This is a genomic window from Thermoflexus sp. (assembly GCF_034432235.1).
Classification (GTDB): Bacteria; Chloroflexota; Anaerolineae; order Thermoflexales; family Thermoflexaceae; genus Thermoflexus.
Window position 1 is genome coordinate 1 of sequence record NZ_DAOUCJ010000082.1, and the last position, 21455, is coordinate 21455.

Annotated in this window: 22 protein-coding genes; 8 read left to right on the plus strand and 14 right to left on the minus strand. The window is 64.5% G+C overall.

Annotated features, from left to right (window positions below):
• Nucleotides 1–132 precede the first annotated feature (132 nt).
• Both VAE54_RS10345 and VAE54_RS10350 read left to right on the plus strand, forming a co-directional pair.
• Complete coding sequence (locus VAE54_RS10345) at nucleotides 133–2685, plus strand: ATP-binding protein (protein WP_322801886.1); 2553 nt, start codon at nucleotides 133–135, stop codon at nucleotides 2683–2685.
• Between the two features lie 70 nt (nucleotides 2686–2755).
• Entirely contained in the window at nucleotides 2756–3244 is a 489-nt protein-coding gene (locus VAE54_RS10350) for a DinB family protein (protein WP_322801887.1), read from the plus strand.
• 8 nt (nucleotides 3245–3252) lie between these two features.
• Here VAE54_RS10350 and VAE54_RS10355 read toward each other — a convergent pair whose 3' ends face one another.
• From VAE54_RS10355 to VAE54_RS10380, 6 genes are all read right to left on the minus strand, one after another.
• Nucleotides 3253–3618: a DUF86 domain-containing protein gene (locus VAE54_RS10355; protein WP_322801888.1), complete on the minus strand. Its 366-nt coding sequence runs from the start codon at nucleotides 3616–3618 to the stop codon at nucleotides 3253–3255.
• A complete protein-coding gene (locus VAE54_RS10360) occupies nucleotides 3611–3907 on the minus strand; it encodes a nucleotidyltransferase family protein (RefSeq protein ID WP_322801889.1) in 297 nt (98 codons plus the stop codon). The genes VAE54_RS10355 and VAE54_RS10360 overlap by 8 nt, the downstream gene beginning before the upstream one ends.
• Before the next feature lie 134 nt (nucleotides 3908–4041).
• Nucleotides 4042–5400 (minus strand): nicotinate phosphoribosyltransferase, encoded by a 1359-nt coding sequence (locus VAE54_RS10365; RefSeq protein WP_322801890.1) that lies wholly within the window; start codon nucleotides 5398–5400, stop codon nucleotides 4042–4044.
• Between the two features lie 53 nt (nucleotides 5401–5453).
• Entirely contained in the window at nucleotides 5454–7061 is a 1608-nt protein-coding gene (gene serA / locus VAE54_RS10370) for a phosphoglycerate dehydrogenase (RefSeq protein ID WP_322801891.1), read from the minus strand.
• Nucleotides 7062–7113: 52 nt separating this feature from the next.
• Complete coding sequence (locus VAE54_RS10375; protein ID WP_322801892.1) at nucleotides 7114–8196, minus strand: alanine--glyoxylate aminotransferase family protein; 1083 nt, start codon at nucleotides 8194–8196, stop codon at nucleotides 7114–7116.
• A 49-nt stretch (nucleotides 8197–8245) separates the two neighbouring features.
• Nucleotides 8246–9079 (minus strand): HAD family hydrolase, encoded by an 834-nt coding sequence (locus VAE54_RS10380; protein WP_322801893.1) that lies wholly within the window; start codon nucleotides 9077–9079, stop codon nucleotides 8246–8248.
• Between the two features lie 251 nt (nucleotides 9080–9330).
• On the opposite strand from VAE54_RS10380, the gene VAE54_RS10385 reads away from it, so the two are divergent.
• Nucleotides 9331–9897 carry a Uma2 family endonuclease gene (locus tag VAE54_RS10385; protein WP_322801894.1) on the plus strand — a complete coding sequence of 189 codons (567 nt, stop codon included), beginning with the start codon at nucleotides 9331–9333 and terminating at the stop codon, nucleotides 9895–9897.
• A 131-nt stretch (nucleotides 9898–10028) separates the two neighbouring features.
• Here VAE54_RS10385 and VAE54_RS10390 read toward each other — a convergent pair whose 3' ends face one another.
• The 7 genes from VAE54_RS10390 to VAE54_RS10420 form a co-directional block, all read right to left on the minus strand.
• Nucleotides 10029–10466, minus strand: a complete 438-nt coding sequence (locus VAE54_RS10390) for a CBS domain-containing protein (RefSeq protein ID WP_322801895.1) — start codon at nucleotides 10464–10466, stop codon at nucleotides 10029–10031.
• Nucleotides 10467–10623: 157 nt separating this feature from the next.
• The gene (locus tag VAE54_RS10395) at nucleotides 10624–11343 is read right to left on the minus strand and encodes a molybdenum cofactor biosynthesis protein (protein ID WP_322801896.1); all 720 of its coding nucleotides are present in this window, start codon (nucleotides 11341–11343) and stop codon (nucleotides 10624–10626) included.
• Between the two features lie 123 nt (nucleotides 11344–11466).
• On the minus strand, nucleotides 11467–11955 hold the full coding sequence (gene moaC, locus VAE54_RS10400; RefSeq protein WP_322801897.1) for a cyclic pyranopterin monophosphate synthase MoaC: 489 nt from the start codon (nucleotides 11953–11955) through the stop codon (nucleotides 11467–11469).
• 55 nt (nucleotides 11956–12010) lie between these two features.
• Nucleotides 12011–13177 carry an iron-containing alcohol dehydrogenase gene (locus VAE54_RS10405; RefSeq protein WP_322801898.1) on the minus strand — a complete coding sequence of 389 codons (1167 nt, stop codon included), beginning with the start codon at nucleotides 13175–13177 and terminating at the stop codon, nucleotides 12011–12013.
• 61 nt (nucleotides 13178–13238) lie between these two features.
• A complete protein-coding gene (locus VAE54_RS10410) occupies nucleotides 13239–13649 on the minus strand; it encodes an SCP2 sterol-binding domain-containing protein (protein WP_322801899.1) in 411 nt (136 codons plus the stop codon).
• 120 nt (nucleotides 13650–13769) lie between these two features.
• Nucleotides 13770–15854 carry an elongation factor G gene (gene fusA / locus VAE54_RS10415; RefSeq protein ID WP_322801900.1) on the minus strand — a complete coding sequence of 695 codons (2085 nt, stop codon included), beginning with the start codon at nucleotides 15852–15854 and terminating at the stop codon, nucleotides 13770–13772.
• 300 nt (nucleotides 15855–16154) lie between these two features.
• Nucleotides 16155–16688: an HD domain-containing protein gene (locus tag VAE54_RS10420; protein WP_322801901.1), complete on the minus strand. Its 534-nt coding sequence runs from the start codon at nucleotides 16686–16688 to the stop codon at nucleotides 16155–16157.
• 159 nt (nucleotides 16689–16847) lie between these two features.
• Here VAE54_RS10420 and VAE54_RS10425 point away from each other — a divergent pair, with 159 nt between their 5' ends.
• The 5 genes from VAE54_RS10425 to mutY all read left to right on the plus strand — a co-directional run bounded on the left by VAE54_RS10425 (nucleotide 16848) and on the right by mutY (nucleotide 20202).
• On the plus strand, nucleotides 16848–17030 hold the full coding sequence (locus VAE54_RS10425; RefSeq protein WP_322801902.1) for a hypothetical protein: 183 nt from the start codon (nucleotides 16848–16850) through the stop codon (nucleotides 17028–17030).
• Entirely contained in the window at nucleotides 17030–17419 is a 390-nt protein-coding gene (locus VAE54_RS10430) for a type II toxin-antitoxin system VapC family toxin (RefSeq protein ID WP_322801903.1), read from the plus strand. The genes VAE54_RS10425 and VAE54_RS10430 overlap by 1 nt, the downstream gene beginning before the upstream one ends.
• A 266-nt stretch (nucleotides 17420–17685) precedes the next feature.
• Nucleotides 17686–18360: a transcriptional repressor LexA gene (lexA, locus tag VAE54_RS10435; RefSeq protein ID WP_322801904.1), complete on the plus strand. Its 675-nt coding sequence runs from the start codon at nucleotides 17686–17688 to the stop codon at nucleotides 18358–18360.
• A 49-nt stretch (nucleotides 18361–18409) separates the two neighbouring features.
• On the plus strand, nucleotides 18410–19012 hold the full coding sequence (locus VAE54_RS10440) for a biotin transporter BioY (RefSeq protein WP_322801905.1): 603 nt from the start codon (nucleotides 18410–18412) through the stop codon (nucleotides 19010–19012).
• Nucleotides 19013–19044: 32 nt separating this feature from the next.
• Nucleotides 19045–20202 (plus strand): A/G-specific adenine glycosylase, encoded by a 1158-nt coding sequence (gene mutY, locus VAE54_RS10445; RefSeq protein ID WP_322801906.1) that lies wholly within the window; start codon nucleotides 19045–19047, stop codon nucleotides 20200–20202.
• 86 nt (nucleotides 20203–20288) lie between these two features.
• Here mutY and VAE54_RS10450 read toward each other — a convergent pair whose 3' ends face one another.
• Complete coding sequence (locus tag VAE54_RS10450) at nucleotides 20289–21374, minus strand: zinc-dependent alcohol dehydrogenase (RefSeq protein ID WP_322801907.1); 1086 nt, start codon at nucleotides 21372–21374, stop codon at nucleotides 20289–20291.
• Between the last annotated feature and the right edge of the window lie 81 nt (nucleotides 21375–21455).

Sequence of the window (21455 nt, forward strand, 5' to 3'; positions counted from 1 at the left end):
ATGTTTTAAAGATAAACTCCAGGCGACAGAACAAGGGGAGGGCGCGGACGGCCGCGTCCTCCCCCTCTTCCCTTCGAGGCGCCAGGATGGGAACCGGATGGAATCCAGACCTTTCCGCGTAGGAGGCCGTCGATGGCTCGCTCCCTTCCCCCTGAGGCCCTGCGTCGCACGGTGGATCCCCACCTCCTCCCTCTGCGCTCCACCGAGGAGCTTCCGCCCCTCACGGGCCTGATCGGGCAGCCGCGGGCGGTGGCCGCCCTGGAGTTCGGCCTCGATATCCCCGATCAGGGCTTCAATATCTACGTGGCCGGCCCCCCAGGGGTTGGCCGGATGACCGGCGTTCAGATGTTCCTGGAAGCCCGGGCCAAAGCCCAGCCTACACCCCCAGACTGGTGCTATGTGTATAACTTCCAGGATCCTTCCCGTCCCCGCGCCCTCCGCCTGCCCCCCGGGAAAGGCCGTGAGCTGCGCCGCGATATGCAACGACTCGTCGAGGGGATCCGCCGCGAGATCCCCCGGGTGTTTGAGAGCGATGAATACAACGCCCGTCGGGAGGCGATCCTCAAAGAAGTCAACCAGCAGCGCGAGGAGATCCTCCAGCGGCTGAACCAGCGCGCCAGGGCCCAGGAGATGATGGTGGAGGTGACCCCTATGGGGATCGCCGTGATCCCCCTCCTGGGCGGCCGTCCGATCACCGACCAGCAGTTCGCCGCCCTGCCCCCGGCCATGCAGGAGCTGCTCCGCCGGCGCCGGGAGGCCTTCGAGGAGGAGGTGAAACAGGCCATCAAGGAGATCCGCCAGCTGGAGCGGACGGCCCAGGAACGGCTGCGCCAGCTGAACCGCGAGGTCGCCCTCTTCGTCGTGGAAGGGCTGATGGACGATCTCTTCGAGAAATACCGGGATCTCCCGGAGGTGCTCGCTTATCTCCAGGCGGTCCGGGATGACATGGTGGAGAACGCGGATCAGTTCCGCGGCCGGGAGGAGGGCCAGGCCCTTCCCTTCCCGCTCCCCCTGCCGGCCTTCGCGGACCTGGCGCTGCGCAAATACACCGTGAACGTCCTGGTGGATAACGCCGAGCAGCAGGGCGCGCCGGTCATCATCGAGTGGAACCCGACCTTCCCCAACGTCTTCGGCCGCCTGGAGAAGGAGAGCCTGCTGGGAGTGCTGCACACCGATTTCACGCTGATCCGCGCGGGGGCCCTTCACCGGGCCAACGGCGGCTATCTGGTGCTGCCGGTGGAGGGCGTGCTCCTCAACCCCTTCGTCTGGGAAGGCCTGAAGCGCGCCCTGCGCCAGCGGGCCATCGAGATCGAGGAGCCCGGGGAGCGGATGGGCCTGATCACCACCCGCACCCTGGACCCGGAACCCATCCCCCTGAACGCCAAGGTCATCCTCATCGGCAGCCCCCTGCTTTATCACCTGCTCTACCTCTACGATGAGGAGTTCAGCGAGCTCTTTAAGGTGAAGGCGGATTTCGATATCGAGATGCCATGGGACGAGAACGGAATGCGGGATTACATCGCCCTGATCGGCACCCTGTGCCGGAAGGAAGGGCTGTGCCATCTGGATGCCGGGGCGGTGGCCCGGGTCATCGAATACGGAGGCCGGCTGGCGGAGGACCAGACCCGGCTCTCCACCCGGTTTGCGGAGATCGCCGATCTGGTGCGGGAAGCAACCTTCTGGGCCCGCAAGGCTGGCTCCTCCATCGTGACCGCCGAGCATGTCCGGCAGGCCCTGGAGGCCAAGATCTACCGCTCCAACCTCATCGAGGAGCGCATCCGCCAGCTGATCGCCGAGGGCACCCTGTTGATCGACGTGGAGGGGGCCAAGGTCGGGCAGGTCAACGGCCTCTCCGTCCTCGATCTCGGCGACTACCGCTTCGGGCGGCCGAACCGGATCACAGCCACGATCGCCCTGGGCCGGGAAGGGGTGATCGACATCGAGCGGGAAGCCCGGCTGGGCGGCCCCATTCACACGAAGGGCGTGCTGATCCTGAGCGGCTACCTCGCCTCCAAATACGCCCAGGATAAGCCTCTCACCCTCTCCGCCCGCCTCGTTTTCGAGCAGTCCTACTCCGGCGTGGAAGGGGATAGCGCCTCCTGCGCGGAGCTCTGCGCCCTGCTCTCCGCCCTGGCCGATGTCCCCATCCGCCAGGGGATCGCCATCACCGGCTCCATCAACCAGAAAGGGGAGCTGCAGGCCATCGGCGGAGTCAACGAGAAAATCGAGGGCTTTTACTACACGTGCAAGGTCAAAGGGCTCACCGGTGAGCAGGGCGTGATCATCCCCGAGGCCAATGTCCGCAACCTGATGCTCCGGGAGGAAGTCGTGGAGGCCGTCCGCGAGGGGAAGTTCCACATCTGGGCCGCCCGCACGGTGGACGAAGCCATCGAGATCCTGACCGGTGTGCCCGCTGGGGAGCGGGGGCCCGACGGGAAGTATCCGGAGGGGACGATCAACGCGCGGGTGGATCAGCGGCTGCGGGAGATGGCCGAAACGCTGCAGCGCTTCGGCCGCGAGGAGCGCCCGGAACGGAAAGAGGCCGAGGCCCGAAAAAACGAAGAGGGATCCTCGAAGGGCGAATCCGACCGGCCGCTCCAGCGGCTCCCATCCGCGGATCCGACACGCCGCGGATTTCCATCGGATCTACCCGCCGAAGACCAGCAGGAGAGGCTTTCGCCCTGACTTCTCATCGCCGCTCAAGTAGAAGGTCCGGCGTGTTCGCTCTGAATCGTTCCATATAGGGGAAGCCTCCGTGAACAAAGCCGCGCTGATCCAGCGAATCCGGGAAGAGCGGGAACGCCTTCTGAAAGCCCTCGAGGGGCTCACCCCGGAGGAGATGACCCGGGAGCCGGTGTTCGGGGAGTGGACGGTCAAAGACATCCTGGCCCACATCGCGGTGTGGCAGGGCCGTCTGATCACCGCCCTTTTCCAGCTGGAACAGGGGCGACGCCCCAAAGACCTGACCCTCTCCGAAGAGGAGGTGGATGCCCTGAACGAGCGTTTTTACCGGGAACAGAAGGATCGCCCTCTGGAGCGGGTGCTGGCCGATTTCCACGGAACCTATCAGCAACTGCTGAAGCGCCTGGAGCGCTTCTCCGACGAGGACCTCACCCGCCCCGGCCGGTTTCCAGGCGTCCCCGAGCCGCTCTGGAAGCTCATCGCTGCCGACACGTTGGAGCATGACGCCGAACACCGGGCGGATATCGAGCGATGGCGGGAGCGGAAACGGCTATGGGGATGAGAAGAAGCTTAGGCGCCTGGCCGCTCCTCCCTCTCCAGGTCGGATAGCATTTGTCGAAGCTTTGTTTTCAGAGCAGGCAAATTTTCCCGAACAATGGTCCATATGATGCCCACATCCACAGCGAAGTATTCGTGCACCACGATATTCCGGAATCCTATCACCCGCCGCCAGGGGATGTCTGGGTAGCGTTCCCGGAGGGCTTCGGGGATCTGACGGGCTGCTTCGCCGATGATTTCGAGATTGCGCACGACAGCATCCACTGTACGCTCATCTGCAGCAAACCCTTCCAGATCTAGCCCGGCTGTGTAACGTTCAATCCTGGCAATGCCCTCCAACATGTCTGCAACAAAGAGGCGCACATCCCGTTTAGACATGGATGATCTCCTCTTGCACGCTCTCCCACAGTCGGGGCTTACGTTGCAACGCTGCTTCAGTGATCAGATCTACCGGCACCCCAAGCAACGCTTCCAGATAATCGCGCAGATCCACAATTTCCCAGCCAATAGGCCGTTCGAAGGCCACCAAAATGTCCACATCGCTCAAAGGCGTGGCATCGCCACGGGCATAGGAGCCGAACACGGCCAGCCGCGCCACGCCGAAGCGCTCTCGCAGCTCGGCCTTGTGTTCGGCCAGCATGCGACGAATCTCCGCCAGGGTCTTCATGGGCTCACCACCGGATGAGGGGTTTCACCAGCTTCCACGGAGGCTTTACCGGTCCACCATGGGTGCATCTTCAAACTCCACCAATGGGAGTGCCTGCTTTAAATTTTAGCGAGATGGAGGGGAGGGTGCGCATCTCAGCTTTCCCCCAGTTCGCCTTTCCGGGCGGCCAGGGTGTTAGCCAGGGCCTCCAGGGCCCGGCTGAGGCGCACCGGATAGCGGGGAGCATCCCGCAGCGCTTTATACGGCTCGGGCAGCCGCCGGAATGCCTCCTGAAACCGCTCGCGGATCTCCGCCAGGGTGGGATGAGGCCGAAGCAAGCGTCCTCCCTCCATCACCCTCTCCAGCAGCGGAACGCCTCCCTCCACCTGCTCCTCCCGAAGGGCCAGGACGTCCTCCCGCATCTGACCGTTTTCCTCATAGAACCGGAAGACCTGCTTCGGGCCGGGGAGAGACGCCTTGCCGGGGCTGAGTTTTAACGCCGGGCGATCCTCATAGGCCACCAGCTTGTAAGCCATATCCAGCCACGGCCAATCCTCCGAGACCCCCATCCGGGTTCCCACGCCGAAGGCGTCGATGGGCGCCCCGGCGCGCACCAGCTCGTCGATGCGATATTCATCCAGGCCTCCACTGGCCAGGATCCGAACCTCCGGCAGTCCGGCCTCATCCAGGATGCGACGCACCTCGCGGCTCAGGGCGAGCAGATCCCCGCTGTCCAGACGGACGCCGATCAGGCGTCGGCCCTTCTGTTTCATCTCCAGCGCCACCCGCGCCGCCCGGCGGGCGCCCTCCAGGGTGTTGTAGGTGTCGATCAGGAAGATCGAGCGCTCCGGGAACGTCTCGGCGAAGGCCCGGAAGGCCTCCTCCTCGCCGGGAAAGGCCATGATGAACGAGTGGGCCATCGTCCCGGTGATCGGTATGCCATAGAGCTTGCCGGCCAGGACATTGCTGGTGGCCTGGAATCCGACCATGTAAGAACAGCGGGCCACCTTCAAGCCGGCATCGACCCCATGGGTCCGGCGCAGGGCGAAATCCACCACGCCGCGACCTCGCGCGGCGACGATGCAGCGGGCGGCCTTGGTGGCGATCATCGTCTGCAGGTGAATCTGATTGATCACATAGGTCTCGGCGATCTGGGCCTGGATGATCGGGGCGGTGATCTCCAGGATGGGCTCATTGGCGAACACCAGCGTCCCCTCGGGGACCGCCCACACCTCTCCGGTGAAGCGAAGGGTGGCCAGGTAATCCAGGAAGGGACGGGAGAAGATCCCGGTGGATTCCAGATAGGCCAGGGCCTCTGGGGGGAAATGGAAATCCTCCAGAAAACGCAGCACGTCCTCCAGCCCGGCGGCCACCAGAAATCCCCGTTCAGGGGGAAGATCGCGCACGAACAGGCTGAACGTGGCCTGACCCGTGACGCCATGGGCCCAGTAGGCCTGGGCCATGGTCAGCTCATAAAGATCCGTGATCAGAATGCGGTCTTCCGGTTTCACCATCGCAGGCTCCACCTTCTGAAATGGGGGCACGCAGCGTTCGATCCTGAGGAGAATCAGATGATTTCCGGCAAAAACGCCTGGCGCACGTCCTCGACCTCCGGCATCGCCCGCAGGGCTTCCAGAACCTCGGGAGGAGCGGGGGTGTCCAGATTGATGAAAGAAAGGGCCGTGCCTCCCGGCCGATCCCGGCCCAGGCGCCATTCCGCGATATTGATCCCGTGCTGCCCCAGCAGCGTCCCCACGCGGCCGATCACGCCGGGCACATCCCGGCTGCGCATGAAGAGCACCGCCCCGCGGGGCAGGGCCTCCATCGGGAAATCATCCACCTGGACGATGCGCGGTTCCCCCGCGAACAGCGCGCCCACGACCAGTCGGGTTTCCCGGGTGGAAAAAACCCGACATGCGATGGCCTGCGCGTAGGCTCCCAGGATCGGCTGGGCCGCCTCTGCGATCTGGATCCCTCGCTCCTGGGCCAGGAGGGGCGCGTTTACAAAGGTGACCTCATCCCCCAGGATCGGCGTGAGGAGACCTTTGAGGAAGGCCACCCCCAGAGGGCGAAGGGCTGCTCGTAGCTCCTCTCCGCGCACATCGATCTCGGCCCGATGGATACGCCCGCGGATCAGCTGCATCTGCAGGCGCCCGATCACCTCGGCGAGGCGCATGAACGGCGCCAGCGCGCGATAATCGGCCCCCTCGGGGAAAGGCAGGTTCACCACGTTCCGGTAATCCCGTCCTCGCAGCGCATCCAGCACCTGCTGGACGATCTGACGGCTGATCAGGCGCTGGGCCTCCCGGGTGCTGCCCCCCAGATGGGGCACAGCCACCACGCGTTCATGGGCGATCAGGGCCTGCAGGATCGGAGAGCGGGGCGGCTCCTCGCTGAAGGTATCCAGGGCGGCACCGGCCACCCGGCCGCTGTTCAGCGCCTCCAGGAGGGCTTCCTCATCCACCACCGCGCCCCGCGCGGTGTTCACCAGGTAAACCCCAGGCTTCATCTTCTCAAAGGCCTGGCGGTTGATCAGATGATGCGTTTCACGGGTCAGGGGAACATGGAGGCTGATCACGTCCGCCCGGGCGAAGAGTTCCTCCAGGTCCGGGACCAGCTCGATCTGCAGGGCGGCGGCCCGCTCCTCCGGGATGTAGGGATCGAAGGCCATCACGTGCATCTCGAAGGCCCGGGCCCGGCGGGCCACCTCCGCCCCAATCCGCCCCAGGCCCACCAGGCCGAGGGTTTTGCCCGCGAGCTGGGCGCCGAGGAAACGCTCCCGTTCCCATCGCCCCTCCCGCAATGAAAGCCAGGCCGGCGGGATCTTCCGCACGAGGGCCAGGAGCAGAGCGAACGTGTGCTCGGCCACCGCGATCGTGCTGGCCCCCGGGGTGTTCATCACCAGGATCCCCCGCCGGGTGGCGGCCTCCAGATCGATGTTGTCCACCCCGATGCCGGCGCGGGCGATCACCCGCAGCCGCTCCGCCTGCTCCAGGATCCCGGAATCCAGCCGCACGCCGCTGCGCACGATCAGGGCATCGCACGTCCGAACCAGCTCCTGCAACTTTTCCGGGGAGGGTCGCCGGGCCTCCACCACCTCCACCTCAGGATCCTCCCGCAGCAGGGCGAACCCCTCTTCATCCAGAGGGTCGGTCAGCCCGATCCGCCAGCCCATAGGTGAACCTCCCGGCTGATGCGAACGAGGTTTTCCGTCAGGGTTCCATGCCTCATTTATGGGCATCGAGCCACTCCTCGATGTCGGCGAGCAGCGCCTCGATGTGGTGAGGCTGGATCTCTCCCATATGGGCGATGCGAAAGGTCTTCCCCTTCAAAGGGCCATATCCGGAGGAGATCACCTTCCCTCGAGACCGCAGGAATTCATTTAATGCGCTCACATCGATGCCCCGGGTATTGGCCACACATGTCAGCGTCCACGAGCGATAGCCGTCCTCGGCGAAGAGGCCGAAGCGTTCCATCGCCCACGCCTGGACGCGCTCGGCCATCCGGCGATGGCGCTCCCAGCGGGCTTCCAGCCCTTCCTCCAGGATACGCGCAAACTGGAGATCGGCTGCATAGAGCAGGGAGATGGCCGGCGTGGCCGGGGTCTCCCCTCGATCCGCGTAGCGAACCAGGGTGAGCAGGTCGAAGTAATAGCCTCGATGGGGGACTTCCTTCGCCTTCTCCAGCGCCCGCTCAGAGACCGCGCAGAAGGCCAGCCCGGGCGGCAGGGCCAGGCATTTCTGCGAGGAAGTGAGCACGAAGTCCAGACCCCAGGCATCGGTCTCCAGCGGAGCCCCGCCCAGCGAGGAGACCGCATCCACCAGGATCAGCACCTCGGGGAAGGTCTGGCGCACCGCCCCGGCGATCTCCCGGAGCGGGTTCATCACCCCGGTGGAGGTCTCGTTGTGCACCAGGGTGATCGCCTCGACATCCGGATGATCCTCCAGCGCCGCCACCACCTGCTCGGGGCGGATCCCCTTTCCCCATTCGATGGAGACCGGAACGGCCTCTTTGCCGTTGGCCAGGGCGACCTGATACCAGCGCTCTCCGAAGGCGCCATTGATCAGGCACAACACCTTGCGGCGCACCAGGTTGCGCACGGCGGCCTCCCATAGACCGGTGCCCGAAGCGGCGATGAAGAAGACCCGTCCGCGAGTGCGGAAGATGGCCTGCAGGCGGGGGAGGATCCGCTCGAAGAGAGCTGTGAACTCCCGGCTCCGGTGGCCGATCATCGGCCGGGCCTGAGCCCGCGCGATCTCCTCCGGAACGTAGGTGGGGCCTGGGATGAACAGCATGGGAGCCTGCTCCATCGCACACGCCTCCCGAGAGGTTAAAGGGGAACATGGAGGGCCATCGGCCTCAGGGCATGCTCGCCCATGCCCGCAGGAACCGCTCGTGGCGCTCGGGATCCCGAAAGCGCGCCCGCCCATCCCGGAACGCTTGCAATCCCTCGCGGAGCACGGCCTCGGCCGGCGTGCCCTGCAGCCGGCGCGCCCGCTCCGGCGAGAGGGCCAGCGGGAGAACCGGCGCGAGGCGATCGCAGGCGATATAGACATCGGCGGATTCGGCGATCGCAGGTCGGTGGAACACCCCACCGAACCCGACGAAGAGATGAACCATGGGGCGGGCAAGGAGATCGGTCGCACCGTCCCCCACCAGCATCAGCCGTCGGCCCGGGGCCCGAAACCCCGAGAGGAGACGTGCTTTGCCATCCTGATGGAGAAGCGGAGAGGGCTCCACCCCGGCCACCGGTCCTTCCTCCCCCTGCCACCATGCGCCGGCGAACGGATCATAGCGGACGCGAACCGCGTGGACGCGCTGGGGAGGGATCCCCAGAAGCCATCCCAGCCCTCGCACCGCCTCCTCCAGTCCGCTGCTCAGGAGATGAACAGCGATCCCACCGACATGGAGGGCCTGAAGGACCTGAGGGGCGTCGGGGATCAGGTTCTCCCGGTAAATCCGGACCAGGCGGCGGATCTCCGCCCGGGTGGGACGGATCAGGGCGAGGCGCTGCTCATACACCGCCTCCAGAGGCAGACGGCCCGCCATGGCGGCTTCCGTAAGGGCCGCCACGATCGCCTCCTGGCCCCGCAGCCGGGCCAGCTCCACGATCCCCTCCACCCGCACCAGGGTCCCATCGCAATCCAGAAAAACATGGGTGCACGAAACCCAGCGCGCCGGCCCCTCCCTCATTCCCCTGGCTCCGTGAAAGATTTCCCAAGATTATACCGCAAGTCGCAAATCGATGGGGTTGTTGCCGCAAGCTTCGCTATGGGGCGGTTGTCTCCTCCCCTCCTGGCTCCTCAGGTGATGGGGAGGAGAGAGGAAAAGAGATGAAGGGGTTCGCTGGAAATCCAGATTGTGAGGTAGAGTAAAAGTAAACATAGAAACTCATGTCCTGCGGATTTCTGCGCTTCTTCTCCCCCATCGGAAGGAGGTTGATGATGGAAGCCATTCATCCAGGGCTGCGCTTTGTCCGCTATGAAGATTTCCGCCGGTGGGCGGAGAGCCAGCCCGGCTACTGGATCCTGGTTCGGGGGGTGCCGATGCCCAGCCCTTCTCCTTCCCGCATCCATCAGTTGCTTTCCTTGCGCTTCGAATTGCTCCTGGTAGAGGCCGTGCTTCAGCGGGGGCTTGGGGAGGTTTATGACGCGCCGCTGGACGTGAAGCTCTCCGAGGACACCGTATATCAGCCGGACTTGATGGTGGTGCTGCGAGAACATCAGGATCGATTGCGGGAGACCCACATTGAGGGAGCGCCGGATCTGATCGTGGAGATCCTCTCGCCCTCCACAGCACGGATGGATCTGTGGGAGAAACGGCTGGATTACGAGGCGGCCGGTGTGCAGGAATATTGGGTGGTGGATCCGGACAGCCGAACAGTGGAGCTCTATGTGCGCGAAAGGGGACGCCTGATCCCGGTAGACCGGGCGCGGGGGGCCGGAGAGCTGCGCAGCCGTTTGCTCCCTCATCTGGTGGTGGATGTAGGACGGCTGTTTGAAGGATTGTGACCACTGGCGTCACGCCGCGAACTCCTCAGGCCCTTCCTCCCGGCAGCCTGTTGGAAGGAAAAAGGGGAAGGACGATTCACCCCTCCGGGATCCGGGTGGCTCGCATCCTGAAGGAATAACCGGACAGCGCGCTATTCTTCGGCTGCCAGGCGCACCACCATCTTGAAGATATCGGACTCCGTGATGATCCCGACCACGCGGCCGTTCTCCACCACGGGCAGGCCGCCGATCTTGTGCTCCAGCATCAGGCGCGCCGCCTCGTAGATCGGCGTATCGGGCGTGACCGTGATGACTTTGCGGGTCATGATCTTGTCCACCGTGAGGCGGGCCAGGAGATAGTTGAGCTCGAAGATGCTCAAGGAGGTCGCATCTGAAGGGGAGGCCTCGCGCACATCCCCCAGGGTGATAATCCCCACCAGATGGCCGTTCTCATCCACCACCGGCAGGCGGCGGATGCGTTTCTCCTTCATGATCTGATGGGCCTCCGGCAGGGTCGTGCGCGGGGAGATGGTGATGGGATTCGGGGTCATCCAGTCCCGCACCTTGTATTGCTTGAGGACGCTGGCCATGGAAGACCTCCAGGCGCAGGATTCTCCATTCAGTATAACACATCACTCTGAAAACACAGGGCTTTCTCGGTAGTCGCTCCAGGAAATCGTGACGGTCGTTTCGCCCGGGCTGATGGACTCCGCCCTTGTTTCCTCATACGGCGCAGGCCGCCTCCGGCTAAGAGGAGGGTGGGGAGACGTCGGCCGGCGAGGGATGGTAGTGGCCTTCGATCCACACCTCGCCATGAGAGCCGATCTCCTTCTTCCAGACGGGGACGATCTCCTTGAGACGATCGATGCCATAGCGGGCGGCCTCGAAGACGCCCTCATGGCGATGTCCAGAGGAGACCGCCACAGCTACCGTGATCTCTCCGACTTCCATGCGCCCTACGCGCTGCACCATGGCGATGCCGTGAATCAGCGGCCAGCGCTCCCGGATCTCGGCCGCGATCTGGCGCATCTTGGCCTCGGCCATCGGCCGATAGGCCTCGTATTCCAGGAACTCCACCCGCCGATCTCCCTCCTCGCCCCGCACGACCCCGGTGAACAACGCCACGGCTCCGGAGCGGGGAGTGATCACCGCCCGCACCAGGGCGTTCAGGTCGATAGGCCCGGTCGTGAGGGCCACAAGCTCCGGCCGCACAGGATCCCCATCCCCTCCGCTGACCGGCGGGAACAGGGCGACCTCATCTCCCGAGCGCAGACGGTCCTCGGGGAAGGCGAACTCATGGTTGATGGCCACAACAGCGGAGGGGAGATAGGGCTGAAGGGCCGGATACGTCTCCCCGACGGCCCTCAGAAGATCCGCTACCGAGGCGCCGTCCGGAAGCCAGACGGAGATCTGCTCCCGGCCGGCGCGGTCCTTCAAGGTGGCAAACAGACGGATCTGCACCTCCATCGCCGTTTCCTCCAGACCCCGAAACCGCGAAGATATGGTTAGGGGTCGCGCAGCCGGGCCGAAATCCAGAGCGCGGGATGCCCATTCTCCTCAAAGCCCTCAGAGGAGGAACGATCTTTATCCTCACGGTTCCAGAACCAGATCGCCGCTTTTCCCGCCGTGCTTCTCGATCAGGCGGATGTTGGTCAATCGCATACGCCGATCCATCGCCTTGGCCATATCGTAGATCGTCAGCGCGGCCACGGTCACAGCGGTGAGCGCCTCCATCTCCACCCCAGTGCGGGCCACGGTTTCCACCTGCGCGGTGATCTCCACCCATGGGAGCGGATGCGCTTCATCCGGCTCCCGGAGGGCGAAATCGACCAGAACCCGGGTGAGGGGCAGAGGATGGCACAGGGGGATGAGCTCGGGGGTGCGCTTGGCGGCCATGATGCCGGCAATGCGGGCGGCCGCCAGCACGTCCCCCTTCGGAAGGCTGCCCTCCCGGATCGTCGCCATGGTTTCCGGCGCCATCCACACCTCTCCCCGGGCGATGGCCACCCGATGGGTCTCGGGTTTCTCCCCCACATCCACCATCCGCGCCCGGCCGTGCTCATCCAGATGAGTGAGCATCCCATCCCTCCGCATGCCGGAGAGTCAGGCGCAAGGTCCCGCCAAGCCGGCGGTCCTAAAAGTCCACCATCTTCCCCTCATAAGCATACAGCATCAGGTGCTCGATCTCCTCAGCCGTCGGGGATCGGGGATTGGTCAGCGTGCTGGGGTCCGCCAAGGCGTATTCCACCAGGGTCGGCAGATCCGCCTCGAAATCATCCCGGGGGATCCCGCAGGCGGCAATGGTCTGGGGCTGCTCCAGCGTTTCGAGCAGCTCCAGAACCGCCCGGGAGAGCTGGAAAGCGGCCTCGGGGCCGTTCGGGCTGGGCCAGCCGATGGCCTGCAAGAGATCCATATAGCGATCCGCCGCAATCCGCGCGTTGAACTCAACTACGTAAGGAAGGAAGAGGCCCACCGCCCGGCCGTGGGGGATATCAAAGCGCGCTCCCAGCGCATGACCCAGGCTGTGCGCCAGGCCGACCAACGCGTTCCCAATGCCGATCCCCGCCATCGTGGCCGCCAGGTGCATCTGGGCTCGGGCTTCCGGATCCCCCGCCCCCTTTTGATAGGCCCGGGGGAGATAGGTGAAGATCAGGCGGGCGGCGTGCAGACACATCGCATCGCTGAAAGGGCTCCGCCATGTGCTCACGTAGCCCTCCACCGCATGGGTCAACGCGTCCATTCCCGTATCGGCGGTCAGGCGGGGCGGCATGTGCATCACCATGGCTGGATCCACGATTGCGATATCGGGCATGCTCTCACGGGATCCCACTCCCAGCTTGCGCCGTGCCTCCGGGTCCGTCAGGACCATCGCCCAGGTTGCCTCCGAGCCCGTCCCGCTGGTGGTGGGGATGGCGATCAAACGGGCACGCCGCCGCAGGCCCAGGGGCTCCATCGGGCTGATGGCCAGCGGATCCAGATCCGGCCGCTCGAACAGCACCCAGATCGCCTTGGCCGCGTCGATCACCGACCCCCCGCCCACCGCCACGATCCAGTCCGGGTTGAAAGCGCGGATCACATCCGACCCCATCCGGACCAGATGGATGGTGGGGTTCGGCTCCACCGCGTCGAAGACGTGGACCTCGAATCCAGCGCGGCGCAACCGATCCTCCACAGGCTTGACCAGGCCCAGACGCCGAACCTGGGAATCCGTGATCACGAAGGCACGTCGCCCCTCGAGCTGCTCGAGGTAAGAGAGGGCATCCTCGCCGAATACGATCTCCGGGGTTTTGAAGAACCACATGGACTTCAACCTCATTCACAGATCTTCGCAGGAGCCTGGGGGAGATTTTCCCAAGCCTTCTTTAAGCGATGAAATCCGTGGGCACGCGGGTGCAACAGAGCACCAGCTCCTTGGCCGCCCGCACGTTCCGCATGATGTTCACCATGTTCCCCCTCAACTTGATGCGACCGGTGACCAGCGCCTGGATCGGATCCAGCTTCCCCTGGATGACCTGCTTCCATACGGAATAAGGCGCGGACATCCGGTAAGCCGGGTTCCGGATGGATTCGTCGGTTACCTCAAAGGCCTCCCGACACTGGCCGTGCCACAGATCCATATACAGCACCACCGGCTTCGTCAGAGGACCTTCGGGCTCCACCACGAAATAGAAATCCCCTTCCCAGTTCTTCGCCGCCTCCGCATAGCCCGGACTTCGATTGACTTCCCCCATCAGAGCTTTGATCCATGCATCGGATGGGAAGAGAATCCCCATCGGACAACCTCCTCTGGGTGCTGCGGCCGAAATCGCTGGAAGATGGAGCACGGGGTTTCCGGCCCCGCCGAATTCTTTACTCCTCCCCACCTTGGGGCCCAAGGGCGCCATCCCGGGAATTTACGCCTTTTCCCTGGCCGCCTCGCGCTCCCGACGGGCTTGCTCAATGATGGCTTGAGCGATATGGGGAGGAACTTCCTCATAGTGGCTGAACGCCATGCGGAACACCCCGCGCCCCTGGGTGAGGGAGCGCAGCTGGGTGGCGTAACGCTGCATCTCCGCCAGCGGGGCGAGAGCGATGATCACGCTCTTATCTCCCTGTTGCTCGATCCCCTGCACCCGGGCCCGGCGGGTGTTCAGATCGCTGATCACATCCCCGGTAAACTGCTCGGGCACAATAATGGTGAATTGCATGATCGGCTCCAGGAGCACTGGGCCCGCCTGCTGGAACGCCAGCTTGAAGGCCTCGCGCCCGGCGATCTGGAAGGAGATATCGTTGGAGTCCACCGGATGCTCCTTGCCATCGTAAACCGCCACCCGCACATCCACAATGGGATACCCGGCCAGCAACCCCTGCTCCATCACGCTCCGGATCCCCTTCTCAATCGAGGGGGCGAAGTTCGAGGAGATCGCCCCGCCGAAGACCTCCCACACGTATTCGAAGCCGCCATCCCGCGGTAGGGGTTCGATCCGCAAATGAACCTCCCCGAACTGCCCCGCGCCCCCGGTCTGCTTCTTGTGACGATACTGGGCCTTCGCCACTTTGGTGATCGTCTCCCGATACGGAACCCGGGGGACACTGGTCACGATCTCCACGCCAAATTTCGTGGAAGCCCGCCGGACCGCCACATCAATGTGGGTATCTCCCATGCCCTCGAGGATGGTCTGATGCGTGGAAGGCTCCTGGCGGAGGTGAAGGGTCGGATCCTCCTCGCACAGGCGCTGAAGCGTGGGGATCAATTTGGCCGAATCCGCCTTGGTCTTGGGCTCCACTGCCACCGCATACAGCGGCGTCGGATAGATCGGTGGGGCGATCCGAACCGGATGGCTGCGGTCGCACAGGGTATCCCCATGGCCGGTGACATTCAGCTTCGGCACCGCCCCGATATCGCCCGCCACCAGCTCCGGAACAGGGATCTGCTCCTTCCCCCGCATCACAAAGATTTGAGCCAGCCGCTCGTCCTGGTTCCGGTTCACATTGAAAAGGTGGGAGTTGGAACGCACCGTGCCCCGGAAGACCCGGAAGTAGGCGAGCTTCCCCACAAAGGGATCCGCCGTGATCTTGAACACGTAAGCCACGGTCGGGCCCGTGGGGTCTGGCTGAACAATCTCCGGCTGTCCATTGGAGACAGGGAGCGCTTCGACCGGCCGAGCCTCCAGCGGCGAAGGGGCCAGCTGAACCAGGAGGTCCAGCAAGGGACCCACGCCGATGGTCGATAGCCCGGCCGCGCATGCTACCGGGACGATGCGCCCGGCGAGGAAACCCGCCTTCAATCCCCGTCGGATCTCCTCTTCGGTCAGCTCGCCGCTCTCCAGATACTTCACAATCAGCTCATCATCCGCCTCCGCCGCGGCTTCCATCAGGCGCATCCGGGCCTCTTCCGCCTCCTCCCGCAGGCCGGCGGGGATCTCGCCGATCTCGCCGCGCGGACCCCGCCGGGCCTTCATGGCGATGAGATCCACCACCCCCTCAAACGCGGCCTGGCTGCCGATGGGAAACTGAATGGGAACGAAATTGGCCTTGAAAACGCGGCGCAGGCTCTCCAGGGCGTTCTCGAAATTCGCGTTATCCCGATCCATCTTGCTGATGACCGCGATACGCGGCAACCCTCGTTCCTCCAGCGCCGCCCATGCCTGTTCGGTGCCCACCTCCACACCCGCCACGCTATCCACGACCACCAGCGCGCAATCGGCCACATGAACCGCGCTCTTCATCTCGCCGACGAAATCCAGATAGCCTGGTGCATCCAGAAGATTGATCTTGCGGCCCGACCATTCCACAGGAATGAGGGAAGCGTAAATGGAGAGACGACGGCGGATCTCTTCCTCATCGAAGTCGGAGACGGTGTTGCCCTCCTCCACACGGCCCATACGGGTGGTCGCCCCGCTCAGGAACAACATCGCCTCCACCAGCGTGGTCTTGCCTGAACCGTTATGACCCACCAGCACAACATTGCGGAGGTCCTCGGTCCGGTAGACTTTCATCGCGCCTCCCCCTGATTGAGGATGACTGCGGATCCGCTCATCCGAGCGGGAGGAGCCTCGCGTCCCCGAAGCGCTTTCATAAGCCAGCGAAGCCGGTTCAACCATCCTCTCCACACAGATGCCCCGCTCCACAACTTCAATTATAGCCGCGCGATCGGCTGTCGGAACATCTTTCCCGGCGACCCCCTCCAGCAAAAAGGAGGGAAGAATCCCTTGCAGATCAGGGGCCATCTTCGGCAGCCCCCTATCCTCGAGAATCCCCCAGCGGACAAAGCATCCCCCTCCGTCTTCAGCGGATGGCTAATGGATTCGATCCGCCTGCTGGAGACGACGAAGCAGCCGTGTCTCCAGATCCTCTTCCGGTCCCGGTGGACCCAGGGCATCCTGATGCCGGCGGATCAGGGCGACGGTAAGGGGATCACACCCGACTTCCATGGCCCACGCGGCCCCGATCTCGGGATGAGCCCGATAACGCCGCACCCGATTCATCCAGCATCGGAGGATAGGCCATCGGAAACACCCGGAACGATCGGGCTGGATCCCCACGGCTTCTCCCAGAACGATCAGCGCCCGCTCCCACGGCGTGAGCGGCGCCGCCGCCTTCCCTACATCGTGCAACAACGCCGCCTTCAATAGAGCCGGGTGCGTCTCCCCCCAGGCCATCAGGGTGCGCAGAACCGCCAGGCTGTGCCGCTGATCCCCCGGGGCCATCCGCCAGAACAGCGCTTGGGCTTCCGGAGGCAGGATCCGCGCCACCAGCGCCCGGTCTTCCTCCCGAATCCGGGCCGTGATCGCCCACCCGAATTGCCGGATGCGATACACCCACCGGCACACAGGCTCCCCTCCAAAGATCGGTCCTTTGCCTTCTATGATCATACATAAGGAGTGGATCCTTATAACCTGGAAGCCCGAGGGATCCCATTGGACTCCCCAAGGAGGGGAAGGCGATGAACCCGCTCAAATACGATGATGCGGATCGCCCGCCTGGAGGAGATGCGGGGAGTGGAAAAAGGGGAAGAGGTGGGCATCGCCCGCGCCGGGCGGCCGGTGGCCCGGTTGGTGCCCCTGCCGCCCCCGCGACGCCTGGGCCTGTTGCGGGGTCGTCTCGCCGTTCCTGAGGACTTCGATGCGCCCCTGCCTGAGGAGGTTCTGGCCGCGTTCGAGGGAGGGGGGTGATGCGCCTGCTTCTGGACACGCACGTGCTCCCCTGGGCCCTGGCGGAGCCGGAACGGCTGCCTGCACGTGTGCAGGAGTGGCTGGTATCGCCTGCAAACGATGTCCTGTTCAGCGTGGCCAGCATCTGGGAAATCGCCATTAAGGCCCAGATCGGCCGTCTCTCCCTCTCGGTTACAGTGGAGGAAATTATGGGGGCCGCGCGGGCCTCGGGCTTTCAGGAACTGCCCGTTCGCGCCGTGCACGCAGCCCCAGTGGGCTCATTGCCCCTGCACCACCGCGATCCGTTCGACCGCATCCTGGTGGCCCAGGCCATCACCGAGCCTGCCCGGCTGTTGACCGTGGACCCCATGCTGGCCCGATATTCGGAACTGGTGGAGGGGATCGCCTGAGTCCGGCAAAACCCTCCTGGTGGGCAAGAGCGCCCACCCCATAAACCATGCGATCCCCGTGGTAAAGCGCAGCGACCGCCTGAGCGCGCCTCAGGGTTAGATCCGCTCGTTCCAGCGGAGAGATCAACCCCCTACCGACGCGCCTCCCCCCTCTCCAAGCGAACCCGCTGTTTTTTCGAACAGCTCCCCACCCCTTGACATGGAACAAATGTTCCGATAAGATTTGGGAAAACTTGGGATATATTTTGGGATATGGGAGGCTCGGCATGACGCGGAGGCGCCGATCGCGGGTCCGACGGGATCTTCGCCAGGAGATCCTCCACTTTATCGCCCGATGGTATCAGCAGGAAAGAACCTATCCGACCGTTCGGGAGATCCAGAAGGGATTGAAGATCTCCTCACCCTCCGTGGTGGACTATTATCTCCGCCAGCTGGAGAAGGATGATCTCATCGTTCGGGTGGGCCGGCGCTCTCGGGGGATCCGTCTCCGACAATGGCCGGATGGCCTGGCCCCGGTAGAGGATATGATCTTCATCCCCTTCATGGGATCGATCGCCGCCGGCGAGCCGATCCCCCATCCCGATGCGGAGCCCCTCGCCTGGATCCGGATCCCCCGCCCATGGCTTGCCAATGGGAACGGGCTGTTTGCCCTTCAGGTTCATGGGGACTCCATGATCGATGCCCTGATCGGCGATGGGGATCTGATCATCGTGCAGCCTACGCCCGAGGTGAAGGACGGAGAAATGGCCGTGATCTGGTTAACGGACCGCCACGAGACCACACTGAAGTATGTGTATCGGGAAGGAGATCGCATTCGCCTGCAGTCGGCTCATCCAATCATGAGCCCCTTCGATGTGCCGGCAGAAGTGGTTCAAATCCAGGGGAAGGTGATTCAGGTGCTCCGGAGCCTGAACGGCATCCCGCTCCCCCTGGAAAAATAGAATAAGGTTATAATTGCGCCTTGTAATCTGCCCAGAGGTGGATTCATCCATGGTTCTCGCGGATCTCGTTTTCCCGAAGGCGCTGCGCCGGAGCCGGGCGCAGCAGCTTGCGGCGGATGTCCTCCTGATCCTGGGCGGCAGCCTGTTCACCGCCCTGATGGCCCGGATCGCCATCCCCCTGCCCTTCACCCCTGTCCCCATTACCGGCCAGACCCTGGCCGTGCTGCTCACCGGCGCCGCGCTGGGAAGTCGACGGGGAGCCCTCAGCATGGCCGCTTATGTTCTGGAAGGCAGCCTGGGCCTGCCGGTCTTCGCCGGGGGAGCGGCCGGCCTGAAGCGGCTGACAGGACCCACCGGGGGATACCTGGTCGGCTTCATCGCCGCTGCCTTCGTCACCGGGTGGCTGGCAGAACGAGGCTGGGATCGCCGACCCCTCTTAGCGGCCCTGGCGATGCTCATCGGGAACGCCGTGATTTACCTGTTCGGCCTCCCATGGCTCGCGATGTTCCTCGGAGGCTTCCTCGGCCCGAAAGGGGCCCTGGCCCTGGGATTGCTGCCCTTCATCCCCGGCGATTTGCTGAAACTCTTCCTGGCCACCCTCCTTCTACCCTCCGCGTGGGGGGTGGTTCGAAACATCCGGCGGGAGCGATGAGCCAGGACTGCGCATCGTAGGGGCGCACGGCCGTGCGCCCCTACCGCCGCTATGCCCCTCTCCGAACGATTGAAAAGCAGTCCGAACCGCCCATGGGATCCGCAAAGAACACACCCCCCTACGAGAAGATCACGGAAGCGCTCCTTCACTGGTATGGAGTGAACCGTCGGGACCTGCCCTGGCGTCGCCGGCGCGATCCCTATGCCATCTGGGTGGCCGAGGTGATGCTTCAGCAAACCCGGGTGGAGACGGTGATCCCCTACTATGAGCGCTTCCTCGCCCGCTTCCCCACGTTGCAGGATCTGGCCGCCGCGCCGATGGAGGAGGTGCTGAAGGCCTGGGAGGGGTTGGGATATTACGCCCGGGCGCGGCATCTGCATCGCGCGGCCCGCATGCTGATGCAGGAACATGGAGGGTCTTTCCCTCAAACGCTCCCAGAATGGCGCCGTCTGCCCGGGGTTGGCGCTTACATCGCTGCCGCGGTCCTCAGCATCGCCTTTGGGCAGGATCTCCCCGCCATCGATGGGAACGGGGTGCGGGTGCTGGCGCGGCTCTTCGCGGTGGCGGAGGATCCCCGACGGCCGGAGGGCCGACGTCGGCTGCAGGCCCTGGCGGAACGACTTCTCCCGCGCGGCCAGGCTGGGGATTTCAATCAGGCGCTGATGGATCTGGGGGCCACCCTCTGCACGCCAAAGGCACCGCGCTGCCTAACGTGTCCCCTCCAGGCCTTCTGCGCGGCCTTCCACCAGGGGGATCCGGAAGCGTTTCCCATCCGGGCCCCTCGTCGACCCCTTCCCCATTACGACGTGACCGCGGGGGTGATCCAGGATGGCGATCGCGTGCTGATCGCCCAGCGCCCACCGGAGGGCATGCTGGGCGGGTTGTGGGAATTCCCGGGCGGCAAGGTGGAGCCCGGGGAAAGCATGGAGGAATGCCTGAAGCGGGAACTCCGGGAGGAGCTGGGGATCGAGGTGGAGGTGCTGGAGCCGATGATGACCATCCGGCATGCCTACACCCACATGCGCATCACGCTCCATGTCTTCCGGTGTCGATGGGTCGGGGGGACCCTCCGGCCCGCAGGCTGCGCGGATGCCCGATGGGTCCGGATCGAAGAGCTGGATCGCTACCCCTTTCCGAACACGGATCGCCAGATCGTGGAGCGGCTGAAAGAAGAGAAGAATGGAGAATAGGACCGTCAGGCCAGGTGCCCTCATGAGGATCCCATCGGGGCTGGGCAGGGCGCATTCGGCGCCTCGCCCAAGCCCCTTAAATCCCATCACAGGGTCATGTCGGAAAGCGGGAGCGAACCCAGCGGGGTTCCGGTCTCATCCGCCCAGGGATCGATCGCAAACTTGAACCCCTGACGTCGCTCCATCCGTTCGAAGGCCTCCAGCAGACGTGCAAGCGGGAGCTCCCCGCTGATCAGATGCTCCACGGGCACCCGCCCGGCGCTCAGGAGGCTTAACGCCGCGCGAACGAACCGGGGGTGATGATGGAAAACGCCCCGCAGGGTGAGCTCCTGGTAGTGCAGGCGGGCTGTATCAAAGGAAGCCCGCGTGCCCACCGGGCACCCGCCGAATAGAATCACCCGCCCGCCCGGCCGCACCGTGTCCGCAGCGGCCTCCCACGCCTCCACGCGCCCCACCGCCTCGATCACAACATCCGGCAGCTCCCCGAGGGCCTGTTGAAGCGCGGCGCGGACATCCTCCCGGGAATCCAGAGGGAGATCCACCCCGATGGCTCGCGCAGCCTCCCGACGCTCGGGATGGGGATCGGAAAGGGCTACCCACGCCCCCCGGGATTTGGCCAGGTGGGCCAGCATCAGCCCCAAGGAACCCCCACCCATCACCAGGACAGTGGATCCGGGTTCGATCTCCGCCGCCTCGATGCCGCGCAGGGCGCACGCCAGAGGCTCCACCAGCGCCGCAACCGCCGCAGACAGGTGATCGGGAATCGGATACAGATTGACCCGGACAATCGGCGCGGGGATCCGGGCATACTGGGCGAAGGCGCCGAAGAAGAAGGTGAGGTTCGGGCACAGGCTGAATTCCCCTCGCTGACAGAACCGGCAGGAGCCACACGGCGCGGAATTGGCGGCCACCACCCGCATCCCTGGACGGAAATCCAGCACGCCTTCCCCGACCGCAACGACCTCCCCGGCCACTTCATGGCCGAACAGGGAAGGCAGCGACCCCAGAGCCGGATGATGCCCCCGGCGGAAGATCTTGAGATCCGTGCCGCATGTAAGGGCGCGCTCCACCCGGAGAATCACCTCGCCCGGCCCAGGCTCCGGCACAGGGATCTCCTCCAGCCGCAGATCCCCTGGCCCATACAAACGCGCTGCCACCATCCGTTCTGCCATCGGATCCCTCCTGCGTATTTCCCATCAATTTAACAGGAGCGTTAAAATAGCTCAAGCGATCTGTCCGAATGGAGGCGCACG